Annotated in this window: 15 protein-coding genes and 1 pseudogene; 12 read left to right on the top strand and 4 right to left on the bottom strand. The window is 67.0% G+C overall.

Annotated elements, in window-relative coordinates:
* The first annotated feature begins 30 nt into the window (after positions 1 to 30).
* Genes QT386_RS20710 through QT386_RS20700 form a run of 3 tightly spaced genes read left to right on the top strand, consistent with a single transcriptional unit; the run spans position 31 to position 1832 of the window.
* The gene (locus QT386_RS20710) at positions 31 to 303 is read left to right on the top strand and encodes a metal-sensitive transcriptional regulator (protein ID WP_289275650.1); all 273 of its coding nucleotides are present in this window, start codon (positions 31 to 33) and stop codon (positions 301 to 303) included.
* Positions 296 to 1126 (top strand): sulfite exporter TauE/SafE family protein, encoded by an 831-nt coding sequence (locus tag QT386_RS20705; RefSeq protein WP_289275649.1) that lies wholly within the window; start codon positions 296 to 298, stop codon positions 1124 to 1126. Before QT386_RS20710 ends, QT386_RS20705 begins: the two co-directional genes overlap by 8 nt.
* A 10-nt stretch (positions 1127 to 1136) precedes the next feature.
* Positions 1137 to 1832: an MBL fold metallo-hydrolase gene (locus tag QT386_RS20700; RefSeq protein ID WP_289275648.1), complete on the top strand. Its 696-nt coding sequence runs from the start codon at positions 1137 to 1139 to the stop codon at positions 1830 to 1832.
* An 8-nt stretch (positions 1833 to 1840) separates the two neighbouring features.
* Here the strand turns inward: QT386_RS20700 and QT386_RS20695 are convergent, their stop codons facing one another.
* Together QT386_RS20695 and QT386_RS20690 are read right to left on the bottom strand one after the other, a co-directional pair.
* The gene (locus QT386_RS20695) at positions 1841 to 3406 is read right to left on the bottom strand and encodes an EAL domain-containing protein (RefSeq protein WP_289275647.1); all 1566 of its coding nucleotides are present in this window, start codon (positions 3404 to 3406) and stop codon (positions 1841 to 1843) included.
* A 515-nt stretch (positions 3407 to 3921) separates the two neighbouring features.
* On the bottom strand, positions 3922 to 4266 hold the full coding sequence (locus QT386_RS20690) for a hypothetical protein (RefSeq protein ID WP_289275646.1): 345 nt from the start codon (positions 4264 to 4266) through the stop codon (positions 3922 to 3924).
* 267 nt (positions 4267 to 4533) lie between these two features.
* Here QT386_RS20690 and QT386_RS20685 point away from each other — a divergent pair, with 267 nt between their 5' ends.
* Positions 4534 to 6786: a TonB-dependent receptor gene (locus QT386_RS20685; RefSeq protein ID WP_289275645.1), complete on the top strand. Its 2253-nt coding sequence runs from the start codon at positions 4534 to 4536 to the stop codon at positions 6784 to 6786.
* Here the strand turns inward: QT386_RS20685 and QT386_RS20680 are convergent.
* Positions 6764 to 7960: a diguanylate cyclase gene (locus QT386_RS20680; RefSeq protein ID WP_289275644.1), complete on the bottom strand. Its 1197-nt coding sequence runs from the start codon at positions 7958 to 7960 to the stop codon at positions 6764 to 6766. The genes QT386_RS20685 and QT386_RS20680 overlap by 23 nt on opposite strands.
* A gap of 145 nt (positions 7961 to 8105) precedes the next feature.
* A pseudogene (locus QT386_RS20675) lies at positions 8106 to 8395 on the bottom strand (transposase); the annotation flags it as partial.
* A 177-nt stretch (positions 8396 to 8572) separates the two neighbouring features.
* On the opposite strand from QT386_RS20675, the gene QT386_RS20670 reads away from it, so the two are divergent.
* The 8 genes from QT386_RS20670 to QT386_RS20635 all read left to right on the top strand — a co-directional run bounded on the left by QT386_RS20670 (position 8573) and on the right by QT386_RS20635 (position 21057).
* The gene (locus QT386_RS20670) at positions 8573 to 10771 is read left to right on the top strand and encodes a TonB-dependent receptor (RefSeq protein ID WP_289275643.1); all 2199 of its coding nucleotides are present in this window, start codon (positions 8573 to 8575) and stop codon (positions 10769 to 10771) included.
* Between the two features lie 177 nt (positions 10772 to 10948).
* Positions 10949 to 11161 carry a hypothetical protein gene (locus QT386_RS20665; protein ID WP_289275642.1) on the top strand — a complete coding sequence of 71 codons (213 nt, stop codon included), beginning with the start codon at positions 10949 to 10951 and terminating at the stop codon, positions 11159 to 11161.
* Positions 11162 to 11232: 71 nt separating this feature from the next.
* Positions 11233 to 14094 (top strand): AAA family ATPase, encoded by a 2862-nt coding sequence (locus QT386_RS20660; protein WP_289275641.1) that lies wholly within the window; start codon positions 11233 to 11235, stop codon positions 14092 to 14094.
* A gap of 139 nt (positions 14095 to 14233) precedes the next feature.
* A complete protein-coding gene (locus QT386_RS20655) occupies positions 14234 to 15340 on the top strand; it encodes a glycosyltransferase (RefSeq protein WP_289275640.1) in 1107 nt (368 codons plus the stop codon).
* 126 nt (positions 15341 to 15466) lie between these two features.
* Positions 15467 to 17449: a hypothetical protein gene (locus QT386_RS20650; RefSeq protein ID WP_289275639.1), complete on the top strand. Its 1983-nt coding sequence runs from the start codon at positions 15467 to 15469 to the stop codon at positions 17447 to 17449.
* A 153-nt stretch (positions 17450 to 17602) separates the two neighbouring features.
* On the top strand, positions 17603 to 19069 hold the full coding sequence (locus QT386_RS20645) for a hypothetical protein (RefSeq protein ID WP_289275638.1): 1467 nt from the start codon (positions 17603 to 17605) through the stop codon (positions 19067 to 19069).
* Positions 19070 to 19246: 177 nt separating this feature from the next.
* Positions 19247 to 19915 carry a hypothetical protein gene (locus tag QT386_RS20640; protein WP_289275637.1) on the top strand — a complete coding sequence of 223 codons (669 nt, stop codon included), beginning with the start codon at positions 19247 to 19249 and terminating at the stop codon, positions 19913 to 19915.
* Positions 19915 to 21057 (top strand): CsgG/HfaB family protein, encoded by a 1143-nt coding sequence (locus QT386_RS20635; RefSeq protein ID WP_289275636.1) that lies wholly within the window; start codon positions 19915 to 19917, stop codon positions 21055 to 21057. Before QT386_RS20640 ends, QT386_RS20635 begins: the two co-directional genes overlap by 1 nt.
* The last annotated feature ends 96 nt before the right edge of the window (positions 21058 to 21153 follow it).

Genomic DNA, 21153 nt, shown 5'->3' with positions numbered 1-21153 from the left:
TACCCCCTACCGTATAAAGGAAACCCGCAGATGACGGACTGGAACGAGGACAAGGCTAGCCTGTTGGCGCGGCTGCGCCGCATCGAGGGCCAGGTCCGGGGGGTGTCCGCGATGATCGAGGCGGAGCAGGACTGCGAGAAGGTGGTCCAGCAGTTCGCTGCCGTACGCAAGGCCATGGATCGCGCTTTCTTCGACCTGATGTCCTGCGTGACGCGCCGTGAACTCGACGAACTGGGCCTTGCCTCGGGCGAGGCCAGGGAGCGCCTGGCGAAAGTGACGCAACTGCTGGCGCGCTATGGCTGAACTGGGTGTCCTGCTGGGAGCCTTGACGGGACTGGTGCTGGGCCTGACGGGGGCGGGCGGTTCAGTCATCGCCGTGCCCCTGCTGGTGCTCGGCTTCGGCTGGCCCGTGACCCAGGCAGCGCCGGTGGCGCTGCTTGCCGTATTCGTTGCGGCGGCATTCGGCACCGTGGTGGCCTGGGATGCGGCCTACGTCCGTTACCGGGCCGCAGCACTGATGTCGCTGGCGGCGTTGCCGATGGCTCCACTGGGCATGCGCCTGGCCGGCCAGGTGTCCGGCGATGCGCTCATGCTGGGATTCTGCGCGATTCTCGTGGTGGTGGCGGCACGGCTGCTGCTGCAGGCGCGGCAGCGCCCATCCGAGGCGTCCGTGGTGCGTGCCGCGGTGGCGGGTGACGGGCAATCCCAAGGGGGGACACTGTGCCGCCTGGATCCGGTCACCCGCAGGATCGCCTGGTCCTGTCCCTGCGCCCTGCTCCTGGCCGCCGTGGGGGGCGCCAGCGGCATGCTGTCGGGCATGTTCGGCGTGGGTGGGGGATTCGTCATCGTGCCGGCGCTGCGTACGGCGACCCCGCTATCGATCCACTCGGCCGTGGCGACCTCCTTGCTCGCGATCTCCCTGACCAGCGCTGCCACCCTGCTGATCGGCACTGCTGCAGGACACGCCATCGACTGGCGGGCCGGCGCTCCCTTCGTCATCGGCAGTCTCGCGGGCATGTACGCCGGACGGCGCCTGGCGCCGAGATTCGCCGGCGCGATGCTCCAACAGCTCTTTGCGGTGTCCATGCTGCTGCTCGCCGGCCTCATGACCTGGCGTGCCGCCTGAAGGAGGCAACATGCTGTTCCGGCAATTCTTCGATACGGCTTCCAGCACCTACACCTACCTGCTGGCCAGCGGCCGAGGCCGCGAGGCGGTCATCATCGACCCGGTGAAGGAGAATGTTGCGCAGTATCTCCAGGCAATCGAGCAACTGGATCTCAGGCTCGTCCGCGCGATCGACACGCATACGCATGCGGATCATGTGACCGGCCTGGGGGATCTGCGGGATGCGACTTCCTGCGTCACGCTCATGGGGGAGCAGAGCAAGGCGTCCTGCGTCTCGCAACAGGTCCGTGATGGTGACACCGTCCGGATCGAGCAGCTGCAGCTGAGGTCTCTGTACACCCCCGGCCATACGGATGAATCCTTCAGCTTCCTGATCGAGGCAGGTGGCCCCGGTGCCGTGTTCACCGGTGACGTGCTCCTGATCCGCGGTACGGGCCGCACGGATTTCCAGGGAGGTGATCCAGGCCGCTCCTGGGACTCCATCCACGACAGGCTGCTGAGCCTGGACGACGATACCCTGGTCTATCCCGCCCATGACTATCGCGGCTGGACCGTCTCGACCATCGGCGAGGAGCGGCGCTTCAATCCGCGCCTCGCCGGCAGGAGCCGAGACGAGTACATCGCCCTCATGCGGGGCCTGCGGTTACCGGACCCGAGGATGATGGACATTGCGATCCCGGCCAACCTGGCCTGCGGGAAAACCTGAACCGCCGGTCACGGCCCTGCGAGGGAAGTGACTTCCGGCGCCGTCTGGAAGGTCTTGTGCGAGCAGCCGTAGATGTCGCAGACCTGTGTCAGGGTCAGCACCACGGCTTTCCTGCCGGTCGAGGGATCGCGAACGCGCAGGCCCTCCACCCTGCAGGGAATCGAGCAGCGCTGGTTGCGCATGCGCAGGTCGGTCGTCCCGGAGCCATGCCGGAGGACGTCGGAAACGAACCCGGCCGCGTCCGCCGGGGAGGTGCAGGCATCGAACAGGTTGTCGCCGAGCAGGGCAAAGGTCCGCGAGGTTGCCGCGTTCCTCCAATAGATGCAGCCGTCCTCGTGGACGGCCAGCGACGGGTTCGGCAGCGTGTCCGCCGTCGGCGTCCCCGAGGGCGTGGCCGCGGCGGGCCCGATCCCCTCGTAGCCGCGCACCTCGAGCAGGAAGTGTCCATCCTTGGACAGGCTGGCCCTCATCACGGAGTACACCTGCTTGGGCGTGTCCTGCGGGTAGATGGTCCATTGCTCGGCAATCGTGCTTCCCGAGCGCAGCAGCTCGCGCAGCGACAGCAGCCGCTGGTGAACCGCATCGCTCATGTCGGTGGCGAAGTCCCTGGCAGCGAGTTCGGCCACGTCATCCGCCATCCACAGGCGCAGGGCCGCGGGATTGGCCCAGTGCATCTTCATGCGATCGACGTCGAACAGCCAGATCGGCACTGAAGACCGCGAGTGGGATCCGATCTGCAGCTCGTCCAGCAGCGGCAGCGCGTGGTCCGCGGTGGCGCTCCGCTGGTGCAGGAATTCCAGGTATCCCCTTGGTGCGCGGGCGTCCAGCCAGGCTTCGAGATCGTCCTCGTCGATGGGATGGGCGAACAGGTATCCCTGCCCCACGCTGCAGCCGAGGGCGCGCAGCAGCGACACCGATTGCAGGTTCTCGATTCCCTCCACCACGCAGCGCCAGCCCAGCATGCGGGCGAACGTGTGGATCGACGACACGCCGGCGAGGGCGATCTTGTCGTCCTCGATATGACGGGTCAGCTGATAGTCGATCTTCACCTCGTCGAAGGCGTCCAGATGGGGTTTGCTGAGCGAGGAGTATCCGGTCCAGAAATCGTCCAGGCTCAAGCGCAGTCCCAGCGATTTCAGGGCGCGGATGCATTCGCCGCTCAGCGAATCGTCCGACAGTTCGGCCGACTCGGTGATTTCCAGCGTAAGGCCCCGCAGGTCACTGCCCGCCGCGCGCGACAGGCGCAGCAGGTCGGCCGGGAAATTCCAGTCGAGTAGCGATTGGGACGAGATGTTCACGGAAATCGCGACGTCCAAGCCCCGCTCGCGCAGGCGGCCGCGGATCGACAGGGCGCGTTCGATGATGACCAGTGTCAATTGACCGATCAGTCCATGACGCTCCAACTGGGGCAGGAAGAGTGCTGGCGAGACCAGCCCATCCTGGGGGTGCGCCCAGCGGCTGAGACACTCGAAGCCGATGATCTGCCCGGTTTCCAGGTGGACCTGGGGTTCCAGGGCCAGCCGCAACTGCCCGTGGCGCATGCCATTGACCACCTCCGACAGCGAATAGACCACTCAATTCTCCCGCAGCGCCCGCCGATCCTTCGACCCTGCATCGGCAGGCCTGGGCAGAACTTGGGACCGTTCGTCGGTCCGTGGCGCCCTCACCCCGACGCTGCATCCGTACCGCGCGGCCGGCCGTACCAAGCCTGGCCCAAAGTCCTTCTCCGTCTGCGGCAGGGCAGTCCCGTCAGGCAGCGAATCAACGAGCGGATGATGCAGGCGTACGGAAAATCGAGGCATACGGTCCGGCCGGAAGCCGGCTTGGCCGGATTCTCAGGCTGCAATGATGGAGACGGATCCGAGCGCGGGGGGTCACTCCGGGCGATTCCTTCGTGCTGACCGCCTCGGCCAGCGCCGACTGGGTGTTGCGGCATTGCCCACCCGCCAAACCCGCCGCGAGATCGTGGCGCGGACCGCCAGCAACAAGCTGGTCGGTTCCAGCCGCGGCTCGTCGCCCTAGCGCCGCCTGCGATCAGGATCCAGCAGCCAGCTCGTGGGCGGTGGTCCGGCCTTGCGCCGGCCCACCTTCACACGGGAAGACGGGGCCTGGCCGGGATCCGGTCGAACGGAGCCAGTCCGCTGGCGTCGATGGCCTCGGCGATGCTTCGGGCCGCCTCGGCGCAAACCATCATGCGCTCACGGCCGGCCACTTCCACCCGGATTCTGTCTGGGCCTACCCGCGTCAGCCGCAAGGACACGCTGCCGTGGCAATCAAAGACCGTCAATGTCGCCAGGGGGCCCGGCGTTTCTTGCCAGCGGTGCCAGAATGGCCTGAACATCAACGGCAGGCCTTCCGCGATTCGCGCAAAGGACTGCCCGAACTCCAGCCGCTCGCGATAACTGAAGCCCGCATTACCATCCAAGCCTCCCATGGATACTCCCCCCGGTTTTCCATCCGGTTGCTGGCCTTGGTTACGGCCGGCGAAGCGGGCCGGATGCACGGCCTGATCGGGCGGCCGCGCCGAAGGGGTTCGCCTCCTGTCCTCGGCCGCGGGGCATGGGCGAAACTGTGCGGATTCTTGTTCCTGGCCCAGGCGGCCATGACGATCGCGGCGGCGCAAGGGCGTCAGGATGGCGCTGATCCGGTCAGGTTGGCTCCCGTCGAGGTGCGTGCTCGGGATGCCGGGCCGGATGGCTTCATGGCGGCCGCGTCCATATCGAGCATCGAGGGCAGCCAGCTGGAGGACGCCGGCGTATCCAGCGTGCTGCAGTTGCCCTCGCTGGCGCCGGGCATGAGTGCCATGGCCGCCAATCCGCGGCTGACCTCGGTTTCGATCCGGGGGCTGGGATCCAACGCCTTCAACGATGGCATCGAGAGCAGCGTCGGGATCTTCATCGACGACGTCTACGTGGCCCGCCAGAGCTACGCCATCTTCGATTTCGTCGATATCGATCGCGTCGAGGTGCTGCGGGGTCCCCAGGGGGTCGTGTTCGGCAAGAACACCACGGCCGGCGCCGTGCACATCCTGACCCGGGCGCCATCCTTCTCGCCCGACGGCGGCATCGAGGCCTCCTATGGCCGCTTCGGCGATCGCCAACTGAGGGGCCATGCCGGTGGCGCCCTGGTCGAGGATCGGCTGGCGGGACGGATTGCAGGTTATGTCAGCCGGCGAGAGGGGCTGGTCGATAATCTCCACGACGGGCGCAAGCTCAATGATCGTCACCGCCAGGGCGCGCGGGCGCAACTGCTCTGGACGCCCGATCCTGACTGGTCCGGGCGCCTGATTGCCGAGACGGCCGAGGTCGACGAGGTTTGCTGCTACTTCGCCTTCGCCGCGCCGATACGCCCCGCGGTCACCGCCCGCGATGAGTACATGGAATACCGGCGGGCATCCTCGAACCCGTCGGACTACGTGGCCGACATCGACGCGGACATCTATACCCGGCTTGGCCAGAATGCGTTGACCGCCCGGCTGGACCACCGCTGGTCGCCGGAGGTGACGATCAGCAGCATCTCGGCCTGGCGCGACTGGCACTTCGCGCCGATGAATGACGACGCGACCTCCCTGCGCCTGGTCACGGGTGGCCTGCGCAATGAGCACGATCAGCTCAGCCAGGAGGTGCGAATCCAGCGGCGCGGCGTGCGGTCTGGCGCCACCGCCGGCCTGCTGCTGCTGCGCCAGCACCTGGCCGGACGCGAGGACGCGTTGCTGGGGGAGGATCTCGCGGCCTGGGTGTTCGGCGGCTTGCTGCGTGAGCAGCTGCCCTTTGCCACGCGCAGCAACAGCGGCCTGCTGCTGGACGCGCTGATCCCGCCGCAGACACTGGCGGGGATGACCGTGCGTACACCCTACCGCCAGCGTGCCGACAGTGCCTCGGCGTACGGATCGATCGCCTGGAAGTGGACCGACCGGATCGAGACCCAGGCGGGGCTGCGCTACACCCACGAGCGCAAGACGGCGAGCGTCAGCCGCTCGCGGCAAGGAGGCAATCCTCAGGCCAGCCCGCTGTCTGCGCTCGACGCGCTCACACCGCTGGGTGAGCTGCTGGGCGTGGATTTCCGGGGGCTTACCTTCCAGGGGCTGCTGGACCAGGTCGCCGGTGGTGAGTTCCAGCGCAGCGACCGCTACGAAGAGGGCGATATTTCCGGCGGGCTCAGCGCGAGCTATCGGCTGGCAGAGGGCTGGATGGCCTATGTCTCCGCGCAGCGGGGCGTCAAGGGTGGAGGCGTCAACCTGGGCGTAACCGGTGAAACGGTGAAGCCGACCTTCAGGCCCGAACGGGCGACCTCATTCGAAGCCGGCGTCCGGGGCCGCCTTCCGCACCGGGGGCTGTCGCTGGCGGCGGCCGTGTATGACACCCGCGTGAGGGACTACCAGGCCCTGACCTTCGACGAGGACACGACCTTCATTCCCAATCCGCGCATGAACAACCTGCTCAACATCGGCCGTGTTCGCCTGCAAGGCGTGGAGGCGGAGGCGGGCATGGACCTCAGTGCGTCCTGGTTCCTGCGACTGGCGGCGGCCTACAACCGCGCAATCACCGAGGACTTCACCAATGCCCCTGACGAAGACACGCGCAGCAACACGCGCGACCTCAGCGGCCGGCAGCTCTACAACGCCCCGCGCTGGACCCTGGCGGCCAACCTGATGTACCGCCGGCCCCTGTCGGGCTCGCTGGAGTTCCGGGGGGGCATCGATCACTACCTGCGGAGCGCCACCTTCGGGACGGTCGAGCACGGCCGTGCCAGCTACATTGACGGATACGGCATTACGGGGGCACGCGCCGCCATCGGCGATGCGGCGCAGGGCTGGGAATTCGCGCTATGGATCCGCAACCTGTTGGACGTGGAGTACGTCACGGCCACGCAACCCATCTATGGAGTGGGAGACTACGGAGCGGTCGCCGGTGATCCCCGTGTCTGGGGGGTCACGGCGCAGTGGCAGTTCTGAGGTCCACGGACACCGGCGAGAGCGCTGCTTCCACGCGGTTGCCACCGGCCTGCTTCGCGCGATACATGGCCTCGTCGGCCCGGTCGAGGGCGGCATCGATGTTCTTCTCGTCAGCCTGTACATCCGACACCCCAATGCTGGCGGTCCTGCCGATGCGTTGACCTCCTGTATCGACGAAGGTGCTCGCGCAGGCCTCGCGGATCCGTTCGGCGGCCTCCAGGCCTGCGGCTGGGGACGATGAGGAGAACAGGCAGACGAACTCTTCGCCGCCATGACGCGCCACCAGGTCGCCCTGGCGCACCGCGAAGCGGAGCGCCTCGGCAAAGCGCTGCAGCAGGCGGTCGCCCGTGCTGTGGCCGTGGGTATCGTTGACGGACTTGAAACGGTCCATGTCGATGAGGATGACAAAGCATCTGGCGTGCTCCTGGCGGGCCGCAGACAGGTACCTGTCTGCGCGGTGGCGCAGGCCTGACCGGTTCAGCACGCCGGTCAGCGCATCGAAGTCCGCGGCATCGGCCAGGCGATTGGCCAGGCGCTCACCGACCATCAGCAGTACGGAGATGTTCCAGATCAGGCCAATGATCAGCATCAGCAGGGTCGCCAGCGCCAGCTTGCTGCCGCCTCCGACGAAGTTGGCGGCCTGGAGTTCGCCTTGCCAGACGCCGTAGACCCGCAGCGCCAGGGCGCCGCACATCGCGAGCTGGGCGCCCATCGCGACGCGGCGCATATCCAGATGCTCGGCCCTCTGCGCTGAGCGACCTTGGAAAAAGCAAGCCAGGGAGAATCCGGCAATTAGCAGGGAGCTCACTTGAACCCGGTGGGCCGGATGATCGGCAAACCATGGGACGGCGGAGAACAGCAGGGCCATCATCAGGGGGAGTAGGGCGAGCCAGAGCCAATCGACCCGCTGTTTGGCAAATCGGCGCAGCCCAAACCACATCAGGATGTAGCCCATGGCCAGCAGTGCATTGCCGATTCCAATCATCAAGGCCGGCAACAGCACGGTTTGCAGGCCCAGCATCAGACTACCGCCCGCGCAGGCCAGGTTGGAAGCCGCCCAGAAGGCGACGGCGGACTCCTGGGGCCGGCGCAGCCAAACCCGCCACTGGAGCAGTCCAAAGGCGAGATAGGAAGCAACCACGACCAGGAGCAGCGTAATGAGATCCAGCTTCATGGCGTTGGCCTGAGGATATCCGGCAGGATATCGGAAAGCCCGGGCCCGATGAATCCGCACCCCGTCGCCCTGTGGGACGTCAGCCTGCGGACTTCCCGGGGGGGCCATCGGCCGCGACGGCTCGGGGCCTGTCCGTAGCCGCGGGTCCGCGCTGCCACGCAATCTGTGGGTCACAGAGGTAGATCCGGATGTCAGTCGCCAGACAAATCGCTTGGCCATCTCGGAGCCTCGGGCCCAGGTTGGGGACTTGTCCAGATCGCGGGGCAGCCTCCGGGCTACCTTGATCGGAGCATCGATGACGGTTTCGGAGTTCCTGTTCCCGAGCTTCGCCAGCATCAAATAACGGGTGGATCGTTCCGCCAGCATTGCTACAAAGCTGTTCCTGCTCCCGCAGGGCAGATCGCCTTCCCAGTGGCCTGGAACTGTCCGATCTTCCGCATTCAAGACTGCTTTGCAGGCGCGTGGGATCTCCCACTATTCTGTCGCAATGAATGGCCATTCTCGTGATGGTCCTTTGCTTGGCGTGTCGTTTTCTCGGAGCGGCACGTGCGGGCAAGCCTATCGGGTAGGAACGAGTGGCGGATTTGGCAGTTCAGGAAAATAAGGGAAATCATGATGTGGTTCGTGAGGCCTTGGAGGCGGGTGGCGGCAGCAACGGCCGCGGCGCTGGTTTCGTGCCATGCACTCGCTGAAGATGACCACGGCACTTCAAGCGAAGCGGATGTGGTGCAGTTGGCCCCGGTTACGGTGTCGGCGCGCCTGCGGCCGGAGACTGCCGCGAAGGTACCGATTTCGCTGGTTGCGGTGGGGGGTGATGCTTTGGCGTCGGAGGGGCGCTTCACTCTGGGGCGGCTGGACAGCCGTATCGCCAATCTGCAACTGGGTGATCTGAATGGCACGCCCGCCTTGTTCGTGCGGGGGGTCGGTGGTGGCGGGCGTCAAGTTGCCTTCGAGCCGCGCACGGGCATTTATGTCGATGGCGTGTTCATGAACGCGCCGCCGCTCACGGATGCGCTATTGCTGGATCTGGACCGCGTCGAAGTGCTGCGTGGGCCTCAGGGTAGCCTGTTCGGACAGAACTCCGTTTCCGGCGCGGTAAGCCTCGTCACCCGCGAGCCGGGCGAGGAATTCTCCCTCCAGGGTTTGACCCGGGTGGATGCCAGCGGTGAGCGCCGGTTGAGCATGGCGATGGATGCGCCGCTTGTGGACGATACGCTTCTGTTTCGTGTGAGCGGTAGCCTTGCTCGCGCGCGAGGCGAGACCACCAATCTGCTCACAGGCGATCGCCCGGATGCTTATCGCGAGGCCGGCGGCCGCATGCGCCTGCAATGGCGCATTGCGCCCGGCCTGCGCGCAGACTTCGCAGCGGACACGTCCTATCACGGCGATGATTTCCCGACCGGCGAAGCGCTCAGCAACACGCTGGGCAACGGTCCCGATGCGAATCCCGGCGCGTTTAGCGTAGCCCTGGACGCGCCACAGCGGGACGACCTGCGCAGCAGCGGCCTGAGCGGCACCGTGCATTGGGATAGCCCGTTGGGAGAGGTGACCTCGATCAGCGCATGGCGTTCGGCACAACGACGCTGGGCGGTGGACGTGGATTACTCCCCGGCAGATGGACTCACGCTGGACTTCGTAGACCAGTACCGCCGCCTCAGCCAGGAATTTCGCCTCGCCAGCCCGCAGGGCAAGGGCCCGCTGCACTGGCTCGGCGGGTTGTACGCGTTCCGTCAGATCGCGGACTCTTATCGCCCGCTCCTGGCCGGCCAGGACATCAAGATGTTCGTGCCGCCTCTTGATCCAGGCGACAGCCTGATTGTCGCCCCCGACATCGAAACCACCTCCTACGCTCTTTTCGGCAGCGTGAGCTATGCGTTGCGGCCTGGTCTGAGGGCGGATGCAGGGCTGCGACTGCTAAACGTGCGGCAGAAGCTGCGATATACACAGCAGTCTTCTGCGGGCTATCAGTCGATCGGGGCGCTGCCGGTGGACGATGCCCGGCGCAGCGACACTGATCGGGCCCTGCTGCCGGATTTATCGCTGAGCTGGGATGTAACACCAGCGACAATGATCTACACCCGCTATGCCCGGGGCTCCAAGAGCGGGGGCTTCGATGCTGACGTGCTCGGTTTCGGCCGCACCGATCCTTCGGCTTTCGCCGAGGAGACTGCGGACAGCTATGAAGTCGGTGTGAAAGGCAGTTGGTTCGAGCAGCGTCTTCAAGTGGGGCTGGCGCTGTTCCTGGCGCAATACCGGGACTATCAGGTCTCGCAGTTCCGCCCCGTGGGCAACAACCTGGTCGCCCCGGTGATGAGCAACGCCGGCAAGGTCCGCAGCTACGGCCCCGAGCTGGAATGGAGGCTGCGCCCACTGGGCGGCCTGACGCTGCGCAATTCCACGGCCTGGTTGTCGTCCAAGTACGTGGATTTTCGCGACGGCGGCGGTGCCGGAGTGGACTTCTCCGGAAACCGCACCGAGTTCGCCCCGCGTTGGGTGGTGAACACGGAGCTGGGATATATCTGGAATCTTCGCGGCGGCTCCGCTGCAGCCGGTGCCATCAGCTACTCCTGGCGCAGCCGCTTCTATACCCAGCCATCCAACCTGGCCGTGTTCGAGGCCGACGTCCGTCGCTTGCTGGGAGCGCGACTAGCGCTGCTGGACGCCGGCGGGCGTCTGGACCTGGGTCTCTATGCAGACAACTTGCTCGACGAACGCTATCTGGAGACCATCAATCGAGGAACCCTGGGGACCATCTACGGGCGCTACGGCCAACCGCGCAGTTTCGGGGTGCAGGTTCAGTACCGATATTGAGTGGCCGGGAGCGGCACACAGGCCGTGATGGAGCCTAAGCACGCCTTCTCCGGTACTGAGCCGCCATTATGCTCGCCGTTCGCGCCGGGCGACCCCTCGCCTCCGAATTTCCTCCGTTCTTCGGCGAGCGGCCAGCAGACAATGGAGGAACGACTCCGCCAGAGGTGAGCCCGCCTTATGAACTCCCCACGCTCCAAGACGGCTGCCTTCGGCGGCCGCCTCGCCGCTGCCCGTTCTTTCGTCGTTCAGCTGCATGAAGACCCGCCTAAACAGGCCAGCAAGCCCGTCAGTGGCCGTGTCGAAAATGTCGCCACCGGTGAGCAGGCCCAGTTCGGTTCCCTGCAGGAGCTGGACGAATTCATGCGGCGCAGCGCTGCTCGGGAGATTTGAGCAGAGGGGCGCCGTTTTGGGCATGGCGCGGAGTAAACTCGGCGACGCCGATGAATCCCACATAGCCGCCAATGAGCGAGACCTCCGCGATCCGCTTCGGACCGTTCTGCCTGATGGGCAGACACGGCCCCTTATTGCGCGAAAATCGGGAAATCAAGCTCCAACGCAAGGCGCTCGCCGTCCTCTGGACGCTGGCTTGCCATCCGGGGGAGGCAGTGACGCGCTCCGCCTTGATGGACGCCGTATGGTCCGGCGCCATCGTCGTCGACGACGTGCTGAGCTACCAGATCAAGGCCCTGCGGCAGGCGATCGAGGACGATCCCAGAAATCCGCAGTACATCCTTACCGCCCACCGCATTGGGTTTCGCCTTGTCGTCCCCAGCGCGACTCCTCCCTCTCCCCAGGACAGCGCCCTGGTCGGGCGCGAAGCTGAGCTGCAGTTCCTGCGCGATCTCCACGAGCGCGCCAGGCAGGGTCAGCGCCAGGTTGCCTTCATTTGCGGCGAAGCTGGCATCGGCAAGACTGCATTGGTCGACGATTTTCTCCAGCGGCTACGGCATGACGCGCCGAACACGGTCCTGTGGTTTGGCCGCTGCCTGGAAACGACCGGCGAGAGCGAGCCCTACCAGCCTGTTTATGACGCATTGGACGGAGGGGCGCGTGGCGCCCAAGGCGAGGAATTGCTCGATCAGTTACGTCGAAGCGCGCCTTCCTGGCTGCGGCAGCTAGCTCAATTCCTGCCTCCGGGGGAGATCGAGCAATTGCGGCGTATCACGGCCGGGGCTCCTCCGGAAGGGCTGCGCCGCGAGCTTGTTGAGGCCCTGGAAGCCTACACCGCCAGCCGTCCCCTGGTGATGGTCATCGAGGATTTGCATTGGAGCGATGCTTCGACGGTTGCGTTGCTTGGCTTGCTGGCTCAGCGCGAGTCGCCTGCGCGATTGCTGGTGATCTGCTCTTGCCGTCCGATTGAAACCATACTGACCCAGCACCCTGCTCGTGCGCTCCAGCTCAACCTGGCCACGCGGGGGCGGGCACAGACCCTGCACCTGGCGCCGCTGCAGCCGGACGACGTGCGGCTCCTCATCCATCGCCGGCTGGCTGAAAGCAGCCCCGAGCAGAGCGAGGAGATCCTGCGCCGCAGCGGCGGGCACCCCTTGTTCCTGATCCACCTGACCGACTACCTGCGCGAAGGCATCCCTGCGCCGGCTGGCACGTCGGGCCTTGAAGGCGTGGTGCCGCCGCGGCTGCGCGAGCTGATCGAGTTGCAGCTGTCACAGTTGACGGCCAGCGAGCAACTGCTGCTGGAAATCGGCGCGGTCAGTGGCCAGGAGTTCGCCGCCGCCGCCGCGGCAGCTGGCAGCGGCATTCCTGTGGAGGCGGTCGAGGAGGCGCTCGAAGCATTGGTCCGGCGCCAGCTCTTCATTGCCGAGCGTGGCCTGGCGATCTGGCCGGACGGCACCGTGAGCGGCCGCTTCCAGTTCCGGCATACCCTGTACGGGCAGGCGCTGCGCCAGCGTCTGAGCGGCTCTCGCCTTGCGCGTCTGCACCGCCGGCTGGCCGAGCGGCTGGAAACGGCCTACTCCGGACGCGGTGCCGAGATTGCCACCGACCTGGCCCACCATTACGAAGCCGGAGGCGCTGCCGCCAAGGCGGCCGAATGGTGCGTGCAGACCGCGCAGACCGCGCTGGACCGACTCGCCACACACGAAGTCCGAGAGCAGGTTGCGCGGGGTCTGGCGCTCCTGGCACCCCTCGCGCCCGATGCTGCGCGGCATGCCATCGAGCTGGGCTTGCGCATCGTCGCCAGTCGCAGCCTTCAGATCGAGCATGGATTCGGTGCCGATGCCGCCTTCGAGCATCGTGACCGGATCGACGCACTGATCGATCTGGTCGGCGACCATCCGCTGCTGATTCCGGCCGTGCAGGTCCAATGGGTTTCCCGGCATTTCAGCCTCGACCTGGAGCGCGCCGTCGCCCTGGGAGAGCGCTTGCGCGATATAGGCCGAGCCGTGCGTAACGTCGGCCTGGAGTGTGGAGGGCTGGGCTGGGCCAGTCATAGCTTGCACAACATGGGTCTCCACGAGCGTGCGGATCAATATGCCTCGGAAGGCCTGCGGCTGATCCATGCAACCACTGAAACGACCAAGATCGCTCCGGAGGGTCAGATCGCCGTATTGGGTATACATGCCTTGACCCGCTGGTTTCTCGGATATCCCGAGCAGGCGCTGGCCCTCGCTGACCAGGCTTGCGCGGCATCGGAGCGATTAGGCAATCCCTACACTCACTGTGTTGCGGTCTGCGCGTCGCGCGGACTGGTACTCGACTTTACCGGCGACTATCGCGGACTGCTGATATTGGCCGAAGAAATGCTGGAATTGGCCCAGCGCTATGGCCAAACTGAGGGGCGGCGTTGGGCATCGATACTGCTCGGCGTCGCGCAATTCCGCAACGGCGACCCGGCGGCCGGCGTGCGGACCTTGCAACCGATGCTCGAAGAAATGCGGCGCCTGGGCCTTGTGATCTCCGCGCCCATCGGCCTGATCAACCTCGCTCAGGCCTGGGCGGCCCTGGGTGATCTGCCGAGGGCCATGGAGGCCGCCGAGCAGGCGCTGCAGCTGATCCGCCGGCGAGGTCATCGCCCCTTGGAGCCCGAGGCCCTGCGGACCATCGGCGAGCTGCAAAGGCGCGCTCGTCCTCGTTCCCTTGCAGCGGCCACCGTACCGATCTGGGAGGCACTGGAGCTGGCGCGCAGCCGCAAGGCGCTGTCGCTGGAACTGCGTGCCGCCACCAGCCTGGCGCGGCTGCTGCGCGACCAGGGCCGTTCGGAAGAGGCGCGGGCTCAGCTGGAGCCGGTGCTGGCGCGCTTCTCCGAAGGGCATGCGCTCTCCGATCAGGTGGAAGCCCGGGCGCTGATCGCTTCGATCTGGGACTGATCGTCGCCCGCCCTCGATAGCCTCCGGCTTTCATCCCTCCGAATTTCCTCCTTTCTTCCGGCGAAACCCGGCCAATCATGGTCAACGCGCGGCCAAAGCAAGCTCCGGGCCCGTACTCCTCGTTATCTGGATGCTACTGATGTCCACCATCTGCCTCTGCATGATCGTCAAGAACGAAGCCCACATCATCCGGCGCTGCCTGGACTCCGTGCGCCCGTTCATCGATCACTGGGTGATCGTCGATACCGGCTCCACCGACGGCACCCAGGACCTGATCCGGGAGCACCTGCGCGATCTGCCCGGCGAGCTGTTCGAGCGGCCCTGGAAGAACTTCGGCCATAACCGGTCCGAGGCGCTGGAACTGGCTCGCGGCCGTGCCGACTATCTCTTCGTGATCGACGCCGATGAAGTCCTTCAACTGCCGCCGGACTACCGCCGGCCGCCGCTCCGGGCCGACGCCTATACGCTCGACGTCCACTTCGGCGGCGTCGACTACGGCCGGGTCTGCCTGCTACGGGCCCGGCTTCCCTGGCGCTACGTCGGCGTGCTGCATGAGTATCCGGATTGCGGACATCCCGTTGAAAGGCCACTGCTGCCGGGCCCGACCGTGCAGGTCCATACCGACGGCGGCCGCAGCCAGATCGACACCGTCACCAAGTACGCCCGCGACGCCGAGGTCCTCGAGGCCGCCCTGCGCGACGAGCCCGACAACGCCCGCTATGTCTTCTACCTGGCCCAGAGCTACCGCGACAGCGATCAGCCCCAGAAGGCGCTGGCGGCCTACGAACGCCGCGCGGCCATGGGCGACTGGATCGAGGAAACCTGGTACTCGCTCTACTCCGCAGCGCGGCTCGCCGAGGCCCTGGGCCACGGCGCCGCGGAAGTCACCGAGCGCTACCTGAGGGCCTACCAGTGTCGGCCCGAGCGAGCCGAAACGCTCAGTGCGTTGGCCCGCTATCAGCGCTTGTTGGGTCGCTACGCCCTTGGCCGCCTGTTTGCCGAGCGCGCCATGAACACCCCGATGACCGACGACATCCTGTTCGTCGACCGCGCCGACTACCTCTGGCGTGCCGCCGACGAGTACGCGGTCTCCAGCTACTGGACCGGCGATCATGAAGACTCCCGCCGGGCCTGCGAGCAACTGCTGGCCAGTCCGCACCTGCCGGCAGCCGAGCGGCCACGGGTCGAGGCCAATCACCGGTTCGCACTGGACGCACTGCGCGGCCTGGGCCCGGCAGGCCGGTAGGAACCCGCGATAGCCGGGTCCTGAATTCCTCCGAACTTCCTCCGTTCTTCTGGTGTTGGCTTGCCTAGCATCCTGGGGAGAGGCGGGCGGCGCCGTTACCGCCCTTGCCACCACCAGGGGACCCGGATGAACTTCCAACGCAAGCTGTGCACCGCCTCGATGCTGATCGCCGCGTGGTACGCGGTACCGGCGGCGGCGGACCTGCAGATCCACAGCGCCAGCATCCTGTCGAACACCCTGTACATCGACGGCAGCGAATTCACCCCGCCGTCATCCACGATCGAACCGCTGATCCAGCTCAACGGCACCACCCTGCAGGTACTGCAGACCAGTGACGGCCACCTGGAAGCGCGCGTACCCACCGGCTTCCAGCTGGCGCCCGGGGTGAGCTACCAGCTGTACGTCTCCTCCCTGGGCGACCCCAACCGCTTCGGGAGCCTGACCACGGGCAAGGACCTGTCCAAGCACTCCTCCAGCCTGGCCCTGGTGGCGCCGACGGGCGCCACCGGCGCCAAGGGTGCGACCGGCGCGACCGGCGCGGCTGGAGCCAAGGGTGCGACGGGTGCCACGGGTGCGGTTGGCACGGCCGGCGCCAAAGGCACGACCGGTGCCACGGGTGCCGCCGGCGCCAAGGGCGCCACCGGCGCCACCGGTGCTGCGGGAGCCAAGGGCGGCACCGGTGCCACCGGTGCAGCGGGTGCCGTGGGCGCCAAGGGCGCCACCGGCGCGACGGGTGCTCAAGGCATCCAGGGCATTCAAGGCATCCAGGGCGTGAAGGGAGCCACAGGGGCCACTGGCGCGACCGGCATGACGGGCGCCACGGGACCGACCGGTGCGGCGGGCAATGCCGGCCCCACGGGTGCCACAGGCTCCTTCTCCAACAGCTACCGCGGCGCCTTCAGCGCCGCGAGCAGCTATGCCCTGGGTGACGTGGTGAGCCACGACGGCTCGGCCTGGGTCTGCGCGATCAACGGCAGCTGCGGTGCCATCCCCGGGACCGATGCGGCCTGGACGCTGGTGGTGCAGAAGGGGGCCACGGGTGCGGCCGGCGCCACCGGCGCGGCCAGCACCGTGCCCGGTCCGGCGGGTGCGACCGGTGCGACCGGCACCGTGGGCCCGACCGGTGCGACCGGCGCCAACGGCCTGCCGGGGGCAACTGGCGCCACCGGCGCCGCGGGCCCTGCCGGCCCCATCGGTGTCACCGGCCCGGCCGGCATCAGCGGGATGACCGGCGACACCGGCGCGACCGGCCCCGCCGGCTCCAGCGGCCCGCAGGGCGCCACGGGGGCCACCGGCGCACAAGGCCCGCAGGGCGCGATGGGTGTGCAGGGTATGCAGGGCGTCCAGGGCCCTGCCGGCCCCACCGGCGCCACCGGTCCCACGGGTGCCACCGGCACCAGCGGCAACGCCACCCTCAGCGGCAGCGGCGCGCCGAGCGATAGCCTGGGCAACAACGGCGACTTCTATGTCGACACCACCAACAAGCAGCTCTACGGCCCCAAGGCCGGCGGCGCCTGGCCGGCGAGTGGCATCGCGCTCGGCGGCGGCAGTGGCGGCGGCAGTACACCCAAGTTGCAGCTGTTTGCCCAGGTCAAGGTAGCCGGCGCCTCCGTCAACATTGGCTCCTCGGTGGCGCCACCGCAGGTGCTGAACTGGGATACCACAGTCACGGCCCCCGAGGCGTCGGTCGGCACCTGGACCAACGCGTCCAACGAGACCGGCTCGGCCAGCCCTCTCCCCGCGAACGTCGGCGGCACCGGCGGCGCCGAGCTGAATACCGGCTCCGGCAATCCCGACACCTTCACGGTGGCCAAGGCGGGGCTCTACCAGATCGTCGTGCAGGCCACCGCCTCCGCCACCAGTGGCGGTCCGATACCGAGCATCCAGGTCGGCAACGTCTGGAACGACGGCGACGACCTTTACGGGGACGGCTTATTCAACAACAACACCGCACAGGCCCCGCACAAGGGTCGCGGCTGGGTGTCGACGACGGTCTACCTGAACGCCGGCGATTACTTCAAGGTGCGGATGGGGAGTACAACCACCGCTGTTGCCATCCCGCTTGCCGAGGACGGCAGCACCTTCATCCGCGTCATCAAGCTTGATTGACGCCGGCCGCGTTCGGCAAACCGGACTTCACGCTTTGGGAGCCCCCGGCCGAAATTCCTCCGAACTTCCTCCGTTCTTCGTGGCGCGGCTTGCCTAGGATTTGGTGAACGCTGCGGTGACCGTCACCGCCATTGCCACCAACAGGGGATCCGGATGAACTTCCAACGTAAGCTGTGCACCGCCTCGATGCTGATCGCCGCGTGGTACGCGGTACCGGCGGCGGCAGACCTGCAGATTCACAGCGCCAGCATCCTGTCGAACACGCTGTACATCGACGGCCAGGAATTCACCCCGCCGTCATCCTCGATCGAGCCGCTGATCCAGCTCAACGGCACCACGCTGCAGGTACTGCAGACCAGCGACGGCCACCTGGAGGCGCGCGTACCCACCGGCTTCCAGCTGGCGCCCGGGGTGAGCTACCAGCTGTACGTCTCCTCCCTGGGTGACCCCAACCGCTTTGGCAGCCTGACCACGGGCAAGGATCTGTCCAAGCACTCCTCCAGCCTGGCCCTGGTAGCGCCGACGGGCGCCACCGGCGCCAAGGGTGCGACCGGCGCGACCGGCGCGGCTGGAGCCAAGGGTGCGACGGGTGCCACGGGTGCTGCCGGCCTGGCGGGCGCGAAGGGGGCCACGGGCGCTGCGGGTGCCGCGGGCGTCAAAGGCGCTACGGGGGCCACCGGTGCTGCCGGCGCCAAGGGCGGTACGGGTGCAACCGGTGCCACCGGCGCCAAGGGTGCGACCGGCGCGACCGGCGCGGCTGGAGCCAAGGGTGCGACGGGGGCCACCGGCGCGCAGGGTATCCAGGGTGTGGCGGGCGCCACCGGTGCAACCGGCATGAGCGGTGCGACCGGAGCCACCGGCGCGCAGGGCGTCCAGGGCATCCAGGGCGTGACCGGCGCCACGGGTGCGCAGGGTGCGGTGGGCCCGATGGGTGCCCCCGGTACGCAGGGAATCCAAGGTGCGCAGGGCATCCAGGGCCCTATCGGCCCCACGGGCGCGACCGGCGCCACGGGCGTGACGGGAGAGACGGGTCCGGGTGTGCCGGTGGGCGGCTCCGCGGGGCAGGTGCTGGCCAAGGTGGATGGCACCGACTACAACACTCAGTGGACCACGCCGACGGCGGGCGCCGGGGGCGGCGCCAGCGTCCAGCTGCGGGCCAACAAGTTGGGCGGTAGCGGCGAGACATGCCCCACTGCCATCAGTACCACTCCCTCCACCATCGCCTTCAACAACGTTTTAACGTCGCCCAGCAACGGCAGTAGCTGGAACGGCAGCGTTTTCACGGTGGGTCCGGGCCAGGGGGGGCTATACATGGTGCAGGCGCGCGTCCATACGCCGGATGCATCACCGGCTACGAATACCGTTGGGCTACAGCTGACCATATCGACCAACAACACGCCCTACAGCCCGTACAGCGACTCCAACATCTACGGTCCGTATCCCGTGCAGCAAACGAACACTATCGCCGGAACCAAGGGCAAGGGTGAAGTGATTGGCTTTGTCCCGCTGGCAGCCGGAGACAGCGTCAAGCTCTACTGCATTGGAGCAAACAGCAGCACGGCGCCACAGCCGCTCGCGACCGATGGCGGAAGCAATCTCACGATCGTGAAGATGAATTGAGGACAGGCACGGCGGCGCCTGGGGAAGTTGGCAGAGACTGCATTCCTACAGGCGCCGCTCCTTTGCCTTCCGGCATCCACCGAGTCCTTGATGGGGACCGGCGCGATGGGAGCCTCTGATGTACCCGGCGAGATAAATAAAATGACTGCCAGATTCCCTCAGTGGTTGCGGAATGGCTTGATCGGGATCGTACTTGGCAGTGCTCTTGCCTCGGCCGAGGCCAATGATCTGGGTGGCCAGCAGGCCTACCGGCTGTCCGATCCCAATGCGCGTTCGGTCAAGCTCAGTACGTTGGATTTGCGCGAGCGCAAGAAGGCGGGGGGCTACGTCTTCAACACCACCAACAACATCGAGCGACAGATCAACTGCAACCTCAGCGTCAGCGCCACGGGCAACGCGGCCTCGCCGACGCATTCCGGCTCGGGTATTGCTCCCGTCGGCATGCAAGGCTCCGGGCTCAATGCGACCACCACCGGCAACCATTCCGTGGCCGACAACAGCGCCTCAGGGGTCAACAGCAGTGTCAGCGGGTCCAACACCTACCCGGCGCTCAATGCCAACAACAACGTCGGCAGCTCCCTTCAGCTCGACGGCAACAGCCAGCTCAACAGCGGCAGCCACGCCGCCAACGGTACCAACGTCAATCAGGTCGGCCAGTCCAACACTGGCAGCACCCTGACCTCCGGAATCAGCAACAGCCCGACCACGGTCTCGCTGGGCAGCATCTCCGCTGACGGCGCCCAGATTCTCAATACCGTGGATACCACGCAGTCGATGAACGACTCCCAGGTCCATGCCAACGTGGAAGACTCGCGCGCCTGCGACTTCGTGGAGACCAGCCCGTGATGCGGCACGGTCTCGTCCTTCTCACAGCCGCTCTTCTGGGCGGCTGCGCCGGAGTCGGCGGCGGCGTGCAGCGCGCCCCGGACCAAGCCCCGCAGATCGTCGGCCCCAGCGTCACCCGCAACACTACCCCGCTGGAGCCGGCCTTCCAGTGCATGGGCGCCGCCCTGCGCCAGCGCATTCCCGCCAAGCCCAAGATCGGCGTGGGCCAGGTGCGCGACTACACCGGCAAGTTCTCCGAACTGGACGGTGGTTCCGCCATCACCCAGGGCGGCTCGCTGATGACCATGTCCGCGCTGGGCAAGCTGCGCGGCGCGGTTCGTGTGTTCGAGCGCTTCGACACCACCGTGCCGGAGTGGGAGTTGGGTCTGCTGGGCAAGCGTTACCTGGGCGATGAGAAGGTGCACGCCGTCAACAACAACGGCGACGTGCAGCAGGTGCCCTGGAAGCCCTACACCGGCGGCACGGTGGTGGAGACCGACTACTTCATCGTCGGCGGCATCACGGAACTCAACTACACCATCACCAGCGGCGGCGTGCGGGCCGAGATCAACCAGATGGGCCCCTCGGCGCGCAGCTTCATCGCCAACGTTGCCGTGGACCTGCGCCTGGTGGACTCCAAGAGCCTGGAGGTGTTGGAGACCGTGTCGCTGCAGAAGCAGGTGGTGGGGCGCGAGGTCAGCCTGTCGGTGTTCGAGTTCTTCAGCGACGTGCTGGTGGACGTCGAGGTGGGCGGCAAGCACCTGGAGCCCTTGCAGCTGGCCGTGCGCACCACGCTTGAGCAGGCCGTGCTGGAGCTGCTGAGCCCCATGGCGGGTGTCGATCCGCAGCAGTGTATCGAGTACCGGCCCGAGAACCTGAAGCTGGCACCGGGCAGTTCTCTGAAGCTGGATGGGGCCGCGTCGATCCTGGCGGCGCCGAAGGCCGGCACCGCCGGCGGAGCAGGAGCCGCGTCGCGGCCTGAATCGGCCGACACGGCCGTGGCGCCCGCACCAGCAGCTTCGGCGCCAGCGGTTTCCACGCCCGTTGCACCGCTGCTGCCGCAGACCGGCCGCCCCGACATTGGCGGGGGCGAGGGACAGTTTGGACCGCGAGGCATCGGGCCTGAGGCTTCGCGCCGACCGCGCGACGGAAGCGCCCCATGAGTCCGCGCCCGATGAAGCCGGCACCGACCGGCGACCCGCCACGACGGCACGGAGGTCCGCCATGACCGGCGAACCTCGCGGCGATTGAACGCCGCA

It is taken from the genome of Solimonas sp. SE-A11, assembly GCF_030345715.1.
Taxonomy (GTDB): domain Bacteria; phylum Pseudomonadota; class Gammaproteobacteria; order Nevskiales; family Nevskiaceae; genus Solimonas_A.
This window is presented reverse-complemented; position numbering and strand designations above follow the sequence as displayed.